At 66.8% G+C, this 14,106-nt stretch carries 14 protein-coding genes; 7 read left to right on the forward strand and 7 right to left on the reverse strand.

Features of this window, described 5'->3' with window-relative positions; translation table 11 throughout:
* Positions 1-121 precede the first annotated feature (121 nt).
* The 6 genes from ASD37_RS06615 to ASD37_RS06635 all read left to right on the forward strand — a co-directional run bounded on the left by ASD37_RS06615 (position 122) and on the right by ASD37_RS06635 (position 6,346).
* Positions 122-1,702 (forward strand): ATP-dependent DNA ligase, encoded by a 1,581-nt coding sequence (locus tag ASD37_RS06615; RefSeq protein WP_056549269.1) that lies wholly within the window; start codon positions 122-124, stop codon positions 1,700-1,702.
* A gap of 83 nt (positions 1,703-1,785) precedes the next feature.
* Positions 1,786-4,095, forward strand: a complete 2,310-nt coding sequence (locus tag ASD37_RS06620; protein ID WP_056549271.1) for a carbon starvation CstA family protein — start codon at positions 1,786-1,788, stop codon at positions 4,093-4,095.
* A complete protein-coding gene (locus ASD37_RS30835; protein WP_370072393.1) occupies positions 4,095-4,226 on the forward strand; it encodes a CstA-like transporter-associated (seleno)protein in 132 nt (43 codons plus the stop codon). The genes ASD37_RS06620 and ASD37_RS30835 overlap by 1 nt, the downstream gene beginning before the upstream one ends.
* Before the next feature lie 220 nt (positions 4,227-4,446).
* A complete protein-coding gene (locus tag ASD37_RS06625) occupies positions 4,447-5,550 on the forward strand; it encodes a 3-oxoacyl-[acyl-carrier-protein] synthase III C-terminal domain-containing protein (RefSeq protein WP_082569953.1) in 1,104 nt (367 codons plus the stop codon).
* Between the two features lie 6 nt (positions 5,551-5,556).
* Positions 5,557-6,060 carry an isoprenylcysteine carboxyl methyltransferase family protein gene (locus ASD37_RS06630; RefSeq protein ID WP_056549273.1) on the forward strand — a complete coding sequence of 168 codons (504 nt, stop codon included), beginning with the start codon at positions 5,557-5,559 and terminating at the stop codon, positions 6,058-6,060.
* 43 nt (positions 6,061-6,103) lie between these two features.
* Positions 6,104-6,346 carry a sigma factor-like helix-turn-helix DNA-binding protein gene (locus ASD37_RS06635; protein WP_056549276.1) on the forward strand — a complete coding sequence of 81 codons (243 nt, stop codon included), beginning with the start codon at positions 6,104-6,106 and terminating at the stop codon, positions 6,344-6,346.
* Here the strand turns inward: ASD37_RS06635 and ASD37_RS06640 are convergent.
* The 6 genes from ASD37_RS06640 to fabG all read right to left on the reverse strand — a co-directional run bounded on the left by ASD37_RS06640 (position 6,321) and on the right by fabG (position 12,038).
* Positions 6,321-7,364 carry a TIGR03857 family LLM class F420-dependent oxidoreductase gene (locus tag ASD37_RS06640; protein WP_056549277.1) on the reverse strand — a complete coding sequence of 348 codons (1,044 nt, stop codon included), beginning with the start codon at positions 7,362-7,364 and terminating at the stop codon, positions 6,321-6,323. The two genes, ASD37_RS06635 and ASD37_RS06640, sit on opposite strands and share 26 nt — an antisense overlap.
* Position 7,365: 1 nt before the next feature.
* Positions 7,366-8,127 carry a crotonase/enoyl-CoA hydratase family protein gene (locus ASD37_RS06645; protein ID WP_056549279.1) on the reverse strand — a complete coding sequence of 254 codons (762 nt, stop codon included), beginning with the start codon at positions 8,125-8,127 and terminating at the stop codon, positions 7,366-7,368.
* 63 nt (positions 8,128-8,190) lie between these two features.
* Positions 8,191-8,898: a GntR family transcriptional regulator gene (locus tag ASD37_RS06650; RefSeq protein WP_056549281.1), complete on the reverse strand. Its 708-nt coding sequence runs from the start codon at positions 8,896-8,898 to the stop codon at positions 8,191-8,193.
* Complete coding sequence (locus ASD37_RS06655) at positions 8,882-10,075, reverse strand: acyl-CoA dehydrogenase family protein (RefSeq protein ID WP_056549283.1); 1,194 nt, start codon at positions 10,073-10,075, stop codon at positions 8,882-8,884. The genes ASD37_RS06650 and ASD37_RS06655 overlap by 17 nt, the downstream gene beginning before the upstream one ends.
* Positions 10,072-11,298 carry an acetyl-CoA C-acetyltransferase gene (locus tag ASD37_RS06660; RefSeq protein WP_056549285.1) on the reverse strand — a complete coding sequence of 409 codons (1,227 nt, stop codon included), beginning with the start codon at positions 11,296-11,298 and terminating at the stop codon, positions 10,072-10,074. Before ASD37_RS06660 ends, ASD37_RS06655 begins: the two co-directional genes overlap by 4 nt.
* A complete protein-coding gene (gene fabG / locus ASD37_RS06665) occupies positions 11,298-12,038 on the reverse strand; it encodes a 3-oxoacyl-ACP reductase FabG (protein ID WP_056549287.1) in 741 nt (246 codons plus the stop codon). Before fabG ends, ASD37_RS06660 begins: the two co-directional genes overlap by 1 nt.
* Positions 12,039-12,137: 99 nt before the next feature.
* Between fabG and ASD37_RS06670 the strand changes: the two genes are divergently transcribed.
* The gene (locus ASD37_RS06670; protein ID WP_056549289.1) at positions 12,138-13,319 is read left to right on the forward strand and encodes an acyl-CoA dehydrogenase family protein; all 1,182 of its coding nucleotides are present in this window, start codon (positions 12,138-12,140) and stop codon (positions 13,317-13,319) included.
* Positions 13,320-13,328: 9 nt separating this feature from the next.
* Here ASD37_RS06670 and ASD37_RS06675 read toward each other — a convergent pair whose 3' ends face one another.
* A complete protein-coding gene (locus ASD37_RS06675; RefSeq protein ID WP_056549291.1) occupies positions 13,329-13,781 on the reverse strand; it encodes a MaoC family dehydratase in 453 nt (150 codons plus the stop codon).
* Positions 13,782-14,106 lie beyond the last annotated feature (325 nt).

Consider the following 14,106-nt stretch of genomic DNA (forward strand, 5'->3'; position numbering starts at 1 on the left):
GCGTCCTTCGGTCGGGAGTCGGTCGAGTAGCAGCGAGTGTGGCGTGGCTTCCTGACCGTCGGCTGCGATGTTGCTTGGACGAAAGTGTGGCGGTGTCATACCCGCGTGTCAGGCTGGTCACGTGTTGCTCGTCGAGGTCGCCGTCACGTCCGCCGAGGTTGGGGCCGTCTCGGCGCGAACGGCCAAGATCGCCCGCATCGCGGACGTGCTGACCGCCGCTGCCGCAGACGGCGATCCCACGCTCGTCGCCGTCGTGGTCGCCTGGCTGTCCGGTGACTTGCCGCAGCGCCAGATCGGGGTCGGCTGGGCCGCGCTGCGGTCCTTGCCGCCGCCGGCCGCGGAGGCGTCCCTGACGGTGTCCGGTGTGCACGCCGCGTTCACCGAGATCGGACTCGTCTCCGGAAAGGGCTCGCAGGGCCGACGGTCGGAGTCGTTGTCCGCACTCTTCTCCGCCGCCACCGACACCGAGCAAACGTTCCTGAAGCGCCTACTCAGCGGCGAGTTGCGCCAGGGCGCCCTGGTCGGCGTGATGGCGGACGCCGTGGCCAAGGCAGCAGGGGTCCCCGCCGCCGACGTGCGGCGCGCCGCGATGCTGAGCGGCGACCTGCCGATCGTCGCGTCGGCCGTCCTGACCGAGGGACGGGCCGCACTCGCGGAGTTCGTGCTCCAGGTCGGCCGCCCGGTTGGTCCGATGCTCGCCCAGCCTGCGACCGGCGTGGACGACGCCCTCGGCGGGCTCGGCGGGACGGCGATCTTCGAAGCCAAGCTCGACGGCGCCCGCGTCCAGATCCACCGCGCGGGCGACGCCGTGTCGGTCTACACCCGAAGCCTCGACGACGTCACCGCCCGCCTGCCGGAGGTCGTGGCGGCGGCGCTCGCGCTGCCGGTCACCTCGTTCATCGCCGACGCCGAGGCGATCGCGCTGCGGCCCGACGGCAGGCCCCACCGCTTCCAGGTGACGGCGTCGCGGTTCGGGCGCGGCGGGGGCAAGGCCGGGCTCGACGCGGAGCGGGCCGCCCAATCGCTGTCGGTGTTCTTCTTCGACCTGCTGCACCTCGACGGCGACGACCTGCTCGACCTGCCGACGGTCGAGCGCCACGCCGCCCTCGACGCGATCGTTCCCGCCGCACAGCGGGTCGACCGGCTCGTGACGTCCGACGGTGCGGCCGCGGCGGACTTTCTGGCGGCGACGTTGGCCGCGGGTCACGAGGGGGTGATGGCGAAGTCGCCGACGGCGCCGTACGAGGCGGGGCGTCGCGGGGCGGGTTGGCTCAAGGTCAAACCGGTGCACACCCTCGACCTCGTGGTGTTGGCGGTGGAATGGGGCTCGGGCCGGCGCTCGGGCAAGCTGTCCAACATCCACCTCGGCGCCCGCGACCCGGCCACCGGCGGCTTCGTGATGCTCGGCAAGACCTTCAAGGGCATGACCGACGAGATGCTGGCCTGGCAGACGGCAAGATTCCTCGAATTGGCGGACGGCCCGACCGACGACTCAGGCCGAATTGCCGGCTCCGCCAGCGGCGTCGTCAAGCTGCGCCCCGAACAGGTCGTCGAGATCGCCCTGGACGGCGTACAGACCTCCAGCCGATACCCCGGCGGAATGGCACTGCGCTTCGCGCGCGTGCTGAGGTACCGCGACGACAAGACCGCCGCCGAAGCCGACACGGTAGACGCCGTGCGCATGCTGCACGAACGCATTTGAGCGCGCAGACGTAGAACACTCCGGAGCCGACCCAATGGCGGCATTCCGCCAAACCGCGCTCCCCACGGTGAAAGGATCGACCCATGGCCTCACCCCCCGTACCCGCAGCCTCGGGCCGCCTCGAGGACACCGACGGCAACATCACCTACGTCCGCACCGAAGCCGATCTGCCGCCCGTGGCGATCGTCGACCGGTCCCCCATCACGACGAAGCACAAGATCGTCTTTGCGATCATTGCGCTGCTCGGAGCCGTCGCCTGGGCGGTGATCGCCTTCTTCCGCGGCGAGACGGTGAGCGCGGTCTGGTTCGTGGTCGCCGCCGTGTGTACCTACGTCATCGGGTACCGGTTCTACGCCCGGCTCATCGAAATGAAGATCGTGACGCCGCGCGACGACAACGCGACCCCGGCCGAGGTGTTCGAGAACGGCACCGACTACATGCCGACCGATCGGCGGGTTCTGTTCGGTCATCACTTCGCGGCGATCGCGGGTGCGGGCCCCCTGGTCGGTCCCGTCCTCGCCATGCAGATGGGCTATCTCCCCGGCACCATCTGGATCATCGTCGGCGCGGTCTTCGCCGGCTGCGTGCAGGACTATCTGGTGCTGTCGATCTCGGTGCGCCGCCGCGGCCGCTCGCTCGGGCAGATGGCGCGTGACGAGCTGGGCACCGTCGGTGGCGTCGCCGCGATCGTCGGCGTGCTGGTGATCATGGTGATCCTGCTGGCCGTCCTGGCCCTCGTCGTGGTCGGGGCGCTGGCGGAGAGCCCGTGGGGTGTGTTCTCCATCTCGATGACCATTCCGATCGCCCTCTTCATGGGCATCTACCTCCGTTTCCTGCGACCGGGCCGGGTGTCGGAGGTGTCCCTGATCGGTGTCGTGCTGCTGCTGCTCGCGGTGGTGGCCGGCGGCTGGGTCGCCGAAACCGCCTGGGGCACGGACTGGTTCACCCTGTCCAAGGTGACGTTGTCGTGGTGCATCATCGCGTACGGACTCGCCGCATCGGTGCTGCCGGTGTGGCTGTTGCTGGCGCCGCGCGACTACCTGTCGACGTTCATGAAGGTCGGCACGATCGTCCTGTTGGCGGTCGGCATCCTCATTGCCCGCCCCATCATGGAGGCCCCGGCGATATCCACGTTCGCCTCCAGTGGCACCGGACCGGTGTTCGCCGGGTCGCTGTTCCCGTTCCTGTTCATCACGATCGCCTGCGGCGCACTGTCGGGCTTCCACGCCCTGATCTCCTCGGGCACCACGCCCAAGCTCCTGGAGAAGGAGAGCCAGATGCGGCTGATCGGCTACGGCGGCATGCTCACCGAGTCGTTCGTCGCGATCATGGCGCTCATCACCGCGGCCATCCTCAACCAGCACCTCTACTTTGCGATCAACGCACCCACCGCGCAGACCGGCACCACGGCTCAAACGGCCGCCGACTACGTCAACGGTCTCGGACTGTCCGGTGCCCCGATCACGGGTGACGAGATCAACGAGGCGGCCAGGAGCGTCGGCGAGGAGTCGATCGTGTCGCGCACGGGCGGTGCGCCGACGCTGGCGTTCGGCATGTCCGAGGTGCTGCACCAGGTCTTCGGCGGCACGGGCCTCAAGGCGTTCTGGTATCACTTCGCGATCATGTTCGAAGCGCTGTTCATCCTCACCACCGTGGACGCAGGCACTCGGGTCGCCCGGTTCATGTTGTCCGACGGGCTCGCCAATCTCGGTGGGCCGCTGAAGAAGTTGCGCAATCCGAGCTGGCGCATCGGCGCATGGAGCTGCAGCGTCATCGTGGTGGCCGCCTGGGGCAGCATTCTTCTGATGGGTGTCACCGACCCCCTCGGCGGAATCAACACGCTCTTCCCGCTGTTCGGCATCGCGAACCAGTTGCTCGCCGCCATCGCCCTGACGTTGGTCACCGTGGTGGTGATCAAACGCGGGTTGCTGAAGTGGGCGTGGATTCCCGGCGTTCCGCTGGCGTGGGACCTGATCGTGACGATGACCGCGTCGTGGCAGAAGATCTTCTCCAGCGACCCGAAGCTGGGCTACTGGACGCAGCACTTCCAGTACCGCGACGCCAGGGACGCGGGCAAGACGGCACTGGGCGCGGCGAAGAACTCCGACCAGCTCGACGCCGTCATCCGCAACACGTTCATCCAGGGCACGCTGTCCATCGTCTTCGCCGTGCTGGTCGTCATCGTGGTGGCCGCGGGAGTCGTCGTGGCGCTCAAGGCCATCCGCGGCGGTGGCTCACCCCTCAGTGCCGACGAGCCGGTGCCGTCGCGGATCTTCGCACCGTCGGGCATGATCCCGACCGCTGCCGAGAAGGAGGTGCAGAAGCAATGGGACGCCTTACCTCCCGGGTCACACGGACCGGCCGTCAGATCGGTTGGTACTGCAGCACACTGATGGGCGACAACCACTATCGGCGCTACGTGGCGCATCGGTCTCGCACCCATCCCGGGGAACCGGTGATGTCGGAGCGCGACTACTGGCGGATGCGGTATCGCACCAGCGCAGTAGAACCGCGCTGCTGCTGAAACCCACAGCGACACACCAGCGTACTCCGATGAAACCGGCAGCCCAATGCCAGTGCGCGCAGTGGCGAAGCGGCTATGGTGCGCCCTCGAATTCGGTTACCTTGCAAAGGAATTGGATTCGTCAGCGCCGCCGTTATTCCCGCTCGGGCGCGATGGTGTTTAGCTTCACAATGGCCGCTGCCGTCGAACCGGCGAGTGCATGGGCTACGTGAAGACGTGTATGACCAATGAAACGCAATTCGAATCAGACCTTCTCGGCGTCAGCAGGATTGGCGCACCGACGATCGCGGGAACCGGCGTCGCCTTCGGGCCGTACCGCTACGACCAGGCGGACGTGGCGCGCGAGCTCACCAAGGTCAACGGCCCCGAGTTCATGCGCTTCGCGCAGACGAGCGGAGTGAGCCATCGCAACCTCGCAATCCCCCTGTCCCGCTATCCGACGATGAGTGGCTTCACCGAGGCGAACGACGCCTACGTCGAGGTCGCCACGGAGTTGGCCGCGCAGGCACTGCTGTCGTCGCTCGAGGCCGCGGACCTCCGACCGGAAGAGGTGGACGCCATCGTGATGGTGTCGAGCACAGGGGTGGCGGTGCCGACGATCGACGCCAGGGTCGCGACGAAGGTCGGTCTGCGGCCCGACGTGAAGCGCATCCCGTTGTTCGGCCTCGGCTGCGTTGCCGGGGCAGCGGGAATGGCCCGCGTCCACGACTACCTTCGCGGTTTTCCCGGCCACGTCGCCGCCCTGGTGTCAGTCGAGTTGTGTTCGCTGACACTGCAGCACGACGACACCTCGATACCTGCCCTGATCGGAGTGTGTCTGTTCGGCGACGGCGCCGCATCGGTGATCGCGACCGGCGCCAACCACGCGCGCCACGTGCCGACCGTCGGATCGGGCCCGGCGGTCCTGGCCACCAGGAGCAGGCTCATCCCCGACACGGTGGACGTCATGGGCTGGAACATCAGCTCCAGCGGATTCGGGCTGGTGTTGTCAAAGGACGTGCCCAAGATGGCCGACCTCCATCTGCGCGACGAGGTCGAACGCTTCCTCGCCGACCATGGCCTGTCGACCGACGACATCTCCACGTGGATCTGCCACCCCGGTGGCCCACGGGTCATCGACGCGATCGGGAACGCGATCGGCATGCCGTCTGAAGCGCTCAACCACAGCTGGGATTCGATGCGGGAGCACGGCAACATCTCGTCGGGGTCGGTCTTGGACGTGCTCGGGCGTACCCTCGCCGCACCACCGTCGAGGGGCTCGCTGGGCGTGATGCTGGCGATGGGGCCGGGTTTCAGCTTCGAACTGCTCCTGCTGAGCTGGTAGGCGGCCATGTACTACTACCTGTTCATTCTGGCGATCGCGCTCGAGCGAGTGGTCGAGCTGATCGTCTCCCGCCGCAACGCCGAATGGTCGCTCGCTCAGGGCGGCCGCGAGTTCGGCCGCGGCCACTACCCGGTGATGACGACGATGCACACGCTGCTTCTGGTCTGTTGCGTCGCGGAGGTGTGGGCACTGCACCGCCCGTTCATCCCGTGGCTCGGCTGGCCGATGCTGCTCGTCGTCGTCGCGAGCACCATCACCCGCTGGTGGTGCGCCACGGTCCTCGGCAAGCACTGGAATCCCCGTGTCATCGTGATCCCCGGCGCTCCGCTGGTGCGACGGGGACCGTACAAGTGGTTGCACCATCCCAACTACACGGCGGTGGTGGCCGAAGTGGCGGCGCTTCCCCTGATGCACTCGGCCTGGGTCACCGCGGTCGTGTTCACCGCGGCGAACGCCTTGATGCTCAACACGAGGATCCGAATCGAGAACAAGGCACTCGGCTACGCATGACCGGGTCCGACGGTGTGACGTTCGACAATGGCGGCTAGCCCCCATGACGCGGCTCGCATCGGCGGGCACGCTGAAGGGCATGGACCCACGACGACTCGCCACGGCGATGACAGGCCTACCGGTCGACGAGCGGGAGATCCTGTTCTGCGCGTCGTCGCTGAGGTGGTCGGTCGAGCGGATTGCCGGCGACTTCGGTCTGTCGTCCGAGGTGGTGAAGCTTCGCCTGCACGACGCGATGCGGCGCCTGCTCGGGCACGCCGCTAGTTGCCCGCCCGGTATGCCGTGACGATCGGCTCCAGCTCGTCGGGAGTGGCGCCATGCATGATCAGCGCATCGGCGCCGTAGTCGAATTCCTTGCGAATCCGGTCGGCGCACTGTTGCGCCGTACCGGTCGCCGACGGTTCGAGCCACTCCTCGGGCAGGAGCGTGGCGATGTGCTCGATCTGTTCGGCCGTTGCCTTGTGGTCGATCCCACCGGGTACCGACGTCACGACCGGATCTTCTCGAAAACGTTTCAGCACAGCAGGATCCCACCCGTTGGTGGACACCAGCAGGTCGCCGTAGCCCTGAAGGTAGGTGGCCAGTCGCGCCACGGTCTTCTTCAGCCGCAACTCCTCGGGAAGGTGATCACCGACGGTGGCGAAGCACGACCACACCTTGACGGTGTCCGGGTCGCGGCCGGCCTTCTCGGCGGCGTCCTTGACCGTCCGCACGCTGCGCTGCAGGGTTTCGGGCGTGAAGTAGGTGTGCAGGATGACGTCGTCGAACGCGCGTCCCCCAAGGGCCAGCGTCTGCGGGCCAAAGGCCACCAGGCCCAGCCTGATGTCCTCGTCGAAGTCGGGGTCGAGGAAGAGAACGCGATACTTGCCGATCGGACCGTCGTGGTCGAGCACCACCTCGCCGTGCCACAGCTTGCGCATCACCTGCGCGAAGTCCTCCATCTGGGCCGTCGTCACCGCGGGCACACCGAACGCGTCGTACATCGCCGCGATCCCACGACCGATGCCGAGGGTGAAGCGCCCGCCGGACAATCGGTGCATGGTGGTCGCCCAAGATCCGGTGATCAGCGGGTGGCGGGTGTTGTGATTGGTTGCCGCCGTGGCGATTTGCATGCGGCTGGTCACCGCGCATGCCGCACCGACCAGGGACGAGGCTTCCTTGACGTTCCACCGCTCGGAGATGAACGCCGTTCCGAAGCCCAGTTCCTCTCCGCGGCGGGCCTCGTCCATCAGTGCCGCAGGACCTACCCCGCCGGCACCGGCCAACAGGTAGTAGCCCAGTTCGTCCAGTACCCGATCGGTCACCTCAGGCGCCGGTCCAGTTCGGCGCCCGCTTCTCGGCGAACGCCGTAGCGCCCTCCATGGCGTCCTTGGACGCGAACACCGGCTTGATCAGCTCCCGCTGCTTGGACCACATCTCCTCTTCGGTCCACCCGGCGGACTTGACGATGATCTCCTTGGTCGCCGCCACGGCCAGCGGCCCGTTGGCCGAAATGCGTTCGGCGAGCGCCAACGCCCCCGCGAGGGCCTCACCGGGTTCGGTGAGCACGTTGACGAAACCCCACTGAGCTGCCTGCTCGGCGGTGAAGCTCTCGCCGGTGAGCGCCAGCTCGAGGGCCTTCTGATACGGGATGCGGTGCGGCAGTCGCAGCAGACCGCCGCCCGCGGCCACCAAGCCGCGCTTGACTTCCGGGATGCCGAACTTCGCGACCTTCGAGGCGACGACCAGGTCGGTCGCCAACACGATCTCGGTACCGCCGGCGAGCGCGTAACCCTCCACGGCCGCGATCACCGGTTTGCGAGGCGGGCGTTCGGTGAACCCGATGCCGCGGCCGGGGATCGACGGTACCTCGCCGGCCATGAAGGCCTTGAGATCCATTCCCGCGCAGAAGTTTCCGCCGGCTCCGGTAACGATGGCGACCGACAGTTCGGCGGTGTCGTCCAATTGGTCCATTGCGTCCGCGAGGCCCTGGGCGACCGCCAGGTTGAAGGCGTTGCGCGCCTCGGGCCGGTTGATCGTTATGACGAGTGTGCGCCCTTGGCGCTCGGTCAGAACTTCGTCGGCCACGTTGCCCCTCTTGTCCTTTGGAAAGCGATCTACACGGTCACTATAAACACGAGCAATCGACGGTCAGGTGGCGTTCTCCGTGTCGGGGTCGACCGCCACGATGACCCCGCGTTCGACGAGGTGCTCGGTCAGCGGCGTGACGCCGCCGGTGAAGTGTTCGGCCATGGCCGACCGTGCGGCGTCGCCGTCGCCCCGCTCCAACGCGGCGATGACGCGGCGATGATCCTTCGTGGACTGCTTGGGCCACCCGGACAGGGTCGGGAAGACCGACTCCGGTGCGTACCGCGTGATGCCGGACATGAACTGGGTGAGCTTGGGCGAATCGCCGACCACGTTGACCAACCGGTGGAACTCGTGGTTGAGCCGCACCGTCCGCTCCAAATCGACTCCCAGATAAGCCCTTTCGAGTTCGCCCTGAATGGCCCGCAACTCGGCGAGTTGTTCGCCGGTGACGTTCTCTGCGGCACGGGCCGCGAGTTCACCGCCGATGAAGGCCTGCACGTTGGCCACGTCGGCCACGTCGCGGGCCGTCAACTCCAGCACCATGAACCCCCGTCGCGGCTGCTGCACCAACAGCCCCTCGGAACAAAGGTTCAGTAGAGCCTCACGCACCGGCGTCACGCTGATGCCGAGGTCGGCTGCCAGCTGGTCGAGCCTCAGGTACTCCCCCGCACGACACGTGCCGTCGAAGATTCGTCGCCGGACGAAACGCGCGACGTCGTCGGACAATTGCGGACGGGGCGCGAAGTGCGGCTCAGAGTTCGTACTCACGCAACAAGCTCTTGCTGATGATGGTCTTCTGGATTTCGCTGGTGCCCTCGCCGATCAGGAGGAAGGGCGCGTCGCGCATCAACCGCTCGACTTCGTATTCCTTGGAGTAACCGTAGCCGCCGTGGATCCGGAAACTCTGCTCGGTCACCTCCGAACAGTATTCGCTGGCAAGGTATTTCGCCATTCCCGCCGCGACGTCGTTGCGCTCGCCGGAATCCTTCAGGCGGGCGGCGTTGACCATCATCAGATGGGCGGCCTCGACCTTGGTGGCCATCTCGGCCAACTGAAACGCGATGGCCTGGTGCTCGGCGATGGGCTTGCCGAAGGTGCGGCGCTGCTGGGCATACCGAATGGCGAGTTCGAACGCTCGGATGCCGACCCCGCAGGCCCGGGCAGCCACGTTGACGCGGCCCACTTCGACGCCGTCCATCATCTGGAAGAAGCCTTGACCGGGTAGCTCACCAAGCACGTCGGCGTCGTCGGCGTGGTAGCCGTCGAAGATCAACTCGGTGGTGTCGATGCCCTTGTAGCCCATCTTGTCGAGCTTGCCGGGGATGACGAGACCGGGCAGCACCTCACCGAAGCCTGCTGGCTTCTCGATCAGGAATGCCGTCAGGTTGCGATGCGGCTTGTCGGCCCCCTCGTCGGTCTTCACCAGCGCCGCAACGAGAGTGGAGCTGCCGCCGTTGGTCAGCCACATCTTCTGCCCGGTGACGGTGTAGCCACCGGCGGCGTCGCGAACCCCCCTGGTGCGGATCGCCGCGACGTCGGAGCCCAGTTCCGGTTCGGACATCGAGAACGCTCCGCGCACCTCTCCCGTCGCCATCCGCGGCAGGAAGCGCCGCTTCTGCTCGTCGGTGCCGTGCTGGCGGATCATGTAGGCGACGATGAAGTGCGTGTTGACCACGCCGGACACGCTCATCCAGCCGCGGGCCAATTCCTCGACGCACAGTGCGTAGGTGAGCAGTGACTCGCCGAGGCCGCCGTATTCCTCCGGGATCATCAACCCGAACAGGCCCATCTCGGCCATCTCGTCGACGATGGCCTGGGGGTAGGCGTCGGCATGCTCGAGTGCCTGGGCGTTGGGGATGACCGCTCGGTCCACGAATTCGCGTACGGTCGAGACGATTTCAGCCTGGACGTCGGTGAGTCCCGCCGTCTGTGCAATGCGCGTCATGCCGGGACCCTCTCGAAGACGGCGGCGAGGCCCTGTCCCCCGCCGATGCACATGGTCTCCAGCCCGTATCGCCCGTCGCGCCGGTACAGCTCGCGGGCGAGCGTCGCGAGCATGCGGCCTCCGGTCGCCCCCACCGGGTGGCCGAGCGAAATTCCTGAGCCCCTGACGTTGGTTCGCTCCAAATCCTTGGTGGTGAAGCTCCACTCGCGCATCACCGCAAGCGCCTGCGCGGCGAACGCCTCGTTCAGTTCGACGAGGTCGAGGTCGGCAAGGGTGAGGCCGGCCTTGGCCAGCGCCACTGCCGTCGCGGGCACCGGGCCGATCCCCATCAGCTGTGGCGGCACTCCCGCGACGCCCCAGGACACCAGTCGCACCAACGGCCTCAACCCCAACTCGGCGGCCTTCTCCGCAGTCGCGACGACACACATCGACGCCGCGTCGTTCTGCCCGCTGGCGTTGCCCGCCGTCACGGTGGATTCTGGATCATGTTTCACCAGAATCGGTTTCAGCGTTCCCAACGACTCCACCGAGGTGTCCGCCCGCGGATGCTCGTCGGCGTCGACCACCTGCACACCCCGGCGGCTGGTCACGGTGACCGGGATGATCTCCTCTGCCAGCAGGCCGGACTGCTGCGCGGCGACGGCCCGCCGATGCGATGTCACGGCCAACTCGTCCTGCTCCTCGCGGCCGATTCCGTATTGTCTGCGCAGATTCTCGGCGGTCTCGATCATGCCGCCGGGCACCGGATGGTCCCGGCCACCGGCGGTGGTCCGGCCCCGAGCGAGGGCGTCGTGCACCGTCACCCCGCCACGCGCTCCGCCCCACCGCATGTCGGTCGAGTGGAACACCGCGTTGCTCATCGATTCGGCGCCGCCGGCGACAACGAGGTCGTTCTGCCCGGTCGCCACCTGCATGCAGGCCTGGATCACTGCCTGCAGGCCCGATCCACAACGCCGGTCGAGTTGCATGCCGGGCACCGTCACCGGCAGACCAGCGTCGAGTGCCACGACGCGGCCGATGGCCGGTGCTTCCATGCTCGGATAGCAGTGCCCGAGGATGACGTCCTCGACGGCGTCGGGCGCCACGCCCGTGCGCTCCAGCAGACCGCGCAGGGCGGCGACACCGAGGTCGACCGCGGTAAGGGATGCGAACATGCCGCCGTAGCGTCCGATCGGGGTGCGGACGGGTTCGCAGATCACGGCCTGGCCGGCGACGGTGACCATCAGATGTGCCTGCCTCCGGTGACTTCGAGCACGGTGCCGGTCATGTACGACGACAGATCCGAGGCGAGGAAGAGGGCGACGTTGGCGACCTCCGCCGGCTCCCCGGCCCGCGCCATGGGGATCTCGGCGAGCTTGGAATCCCAAATGCGTTGCGGCATGGCCTCCGTCATCGCCGAGCGGATGAGGCCGGGCTGGATGGCGTTGATCCGGACGCCGAGGTGCGCGACCTCCTTGGCCGCGGCCTTGGTCAGGCCGACTATGCCCGCCTTGGCTGCCGAGTAGTTGGTTTGACCCACCAGTCCCACCTTGCCGGAGATGGACGAGATGTTGACGATGGCACCACTCTTGTTCTCCCGCATCACGTCTGCGGCCTTACGGGTTCCGTTCCAGGTGCCCTTGAGGTGCACGGAGATCACCTGGTCGAACTGCTCCTCGGTCATCTTGCGCATCGTGGCGTCGCGGGTGATGCCCGCGTTGTTCACCATCACGTCGAGACCGCCGAACACGGCCACTGCGGTGTTGATCAACCCCTCGACCGAGGCGGCGTCGGTGACGTCGCACCGGACCGCGGCGGCAACGTCGCGACCACCGAGTCTCTCGACGGCGGCCTCGGTCGCCGCGAGGTCGAGGTCGCCGAGCACCACCCGGGCACCTTCGGCCACGTAGCGCTCGGCGATGGCGAAGCCGATTCCCTGTGCGCCGCCGGTGACCACCGCGGTTCGTCCGTCGAGCAATGGCATTCGATGCCCCGTCCTGTCGTGAAGCCGGTCCAGATGTCAAACATAAAATATGATATTTGTTGAGGCAACGCACCCACCCCGGCCAGGAGACGACGACGCATGGCAGATCCGGCGATCACCCCCGAGGTCGGCGATCACGACTTCCGGGACATCCTCGACGCCACCCGCGAATTCGTCCGATCCGTCGTGATGCCCCGCGAGCTCGAGATCATGAACGCCGACCGGATACCAGACGACATCCGCGACCAGACCAAGGCCATGGGACTCTTCGGTTACGCGATCCCCCAGCAGTGGGGCGGACTCGGACTGAACATCGCCCAGGACGTCGAGATGGCGATGGAGCTCGGCTACACCACGTTGGCGTTGCGGTCGATGTTCGGCACCAACAACGGCATTGCGGGGCAAGTCCTCGTCGGCTTCGGCACCGAGGACCAGAAGGCGCGCTGGCTCGGCGACATCGCTTCTGGTGACGTCGTCGCGTCCTTCGCGCTGACCGAGCCGGGAGCGGGATCGAACCCGGCGGGGTTGCGCACCAAGGCCATTCGCGACGGCGATGCCTGGGTGATCAGCGGAACCAAGCAGTACATCACCAACGCGCCGACGGCCAACCTGTTCATCGTCTTCGCTCGAACCCGCCCCGCCGACGACGACGGCCCGGGAATCGCGGTGTTCCTGGTACCCGCCGACGCGGCGGGCGTCGAGGTTGGCGCCAAGGACGCCAAGATGGGCCAAGAGGGGGCTTGGACGGCCGACGTCACCCTCGACGGGGTGCGGGTCGGAGACGACGCGCTGGTCGGCGGAGCAGTCGACGTGGGGTATCGAGCCGCGATGACATCTCTTGCGCGCGGTCGCATTCACATCGCGGCGCTCTCCGTCGGCGCCGCCCAACGAGCCCTCGACGAGTCGGTTTCCTACGCCGCCACGGCAACTCAGGGTGGTACGCCGATCGGCACGTTCCAACTCGTCCAAGCGATGATCGCGGACATGCAGACCGGCGTCATGGCGGGCCGCGCGCTCGTTCGCGATGCCGCCAGGATGTGGCTGACCGACGAGGACCGCCGGATCGCGCCGTCGACGGCGAAGCTGTTCTGCACCGAAATGGTGGGCAAGGTGGCGGATATCGCCGTGCAGGTGCACGGCGGGGCCGGCTACATGCGCGACGTCCCGGTAGAGCGAATCTACCGGGACGTTCGACTGCTACGCCTCTACGAGGGCACCAGCGAGATTCAGCGCCTGATCATCGGCGGCGGCCTCGTCAAGGCCGCGCAACGAAAGCCATAGGCCCCCAGGTCAAGCCACGTAGCGAACGATCGACTCGGCCACCGCAGCGGGCTTCGACGTACCCTCGATCTCGACCGTGATCGTGGTGGTGGCCTGAATGGCTCCCTCGAGGCGATCGATCACCGTGATCTCGCCGCGCGCCCGGATGTTCGCCCCCACCTTGACCGGAGTGATGAATCTCACTTTGTTGTAGCCGTAGTTCACGGCCAGCTTGACGTTGTCGACCCGGTAGAGCTGATGCGAGAAGTGCGGCAACAGCGACAGCGTCAGCAGGCCATGGGCGATCGTCGCGCCGAACGGGCCGTCCTTCGCCCGCTCGGGATCCACGTGAATCCACTGGTGATCGTCTGTGGCGTCAGCGAATAGGTCCACACGGTCTTGGTCGATCCGTAACCACTCCGTGGGTCCGAACTGACTCCCCTGAGCCGCCGCAAACTCGTCGAGATCTTGGAAGACTTTCACGTTCTCTCCTCTTGCCGGGGCTCACCCGGCGAAAGCCGGCACCCATTGTCCAATACGTTCTACCCCACCCGAAGACAATGGCAAAGATACGCAGTTAGTTGCCCAGAATTGATCAGCAATTCCGCAAAATCGTCATCTCCCGCCGATGGCCAGCACGGACGTCAATATTTGATTCTGCCGTTATACGGGCACGATTAGCCACGCGTTTTGCCAGCTAAGCGCCGTCGCGGCGATCTTCAGAAAACTTCGAAAACCTAGCTGGGATAGCGACATCGTGGGACTGATACTTAATTCGAGTTTCTCAAAATCCCCCACTGCACGTACT

The organism is Mycobacterium sp. Root135, assembly GCF_001426545.1.
Taxonomy (GTDB): Bacteria; Actinomycetota; Actinomycetes; order Mycobacteriales; family Mycobacteriaceae; genus Mycobacterium.

What these genes read in the sequence shown, in the direction of transcription:
- ASD37_RS06655 (WP_056549283.1), bottom strand. Translation starts at nt 10,075, where the DNA reads ATGACGCGCATTGCACAGACGGCGGGACTCACCGACGTCCAGGCTGAA.
- ASD37_RS06635 (WP_056549276.1), top strand. Translation starts at nt 6,104, where the DNA reads ATGACGCGGCTCGCATCGGCGGGCACGCTGAAGGGCATGGACCCACGA.
- ASD37_RS06625 (WP_082569953.1), top strand. Translation starts at nt 4,447, where the DNA reads ATGACCAATGAAACGCAATTCGAATCAGACCTTCTCGGCGTCAGCAGG.
- ASD37_RS06630 (WP_056549273.1), top strand. Translation starts at nt 5,557, where the DNA reads ATGTACTACTACCTGTTCATTCTGGCGATCGCGCTCGAGCGAGTGGTC.
- ASD37_RS30835 (WP_370072393.1), top strand. Translation starts at nt 4,095, where the DNA reads ATGGGCGACAACCACTATCGGCGCTACGTGGCGCATCGGTCTCGCACC.
- fabG (WP_056549287.1), bottom strand. Translation starts at nt 12,038, where the DNA reads ATGCCATTGCTCGACGGACGAACCGCGGTGGTCACCGGCGGCGCACAG.
- ASD37_RS06620 (WP_056549271.1), top strand. Translation starts at nt 1,786, where the DNA reads ATGGCCTCACCCCCCGTACCCGCAGCCTCGGGCCGCCTCGAGGACACC.
- ASD37_RS06670 (WP_056549289.1), top strand. Translation starts at nt 12,138, where the DNA reads ATGGCAGATCCGGCGATCACCCCCGAGGTCGGCGATCACGACTTCCGG.
- ASD37_RS06660 (WP_056549285.1), bottom strand. Translation starts at nt 11,298, where the DNA reads ATGGTCACCGTCGCCGGCCAGGCCGTGATCTGCGAACCCGTCCGCACC.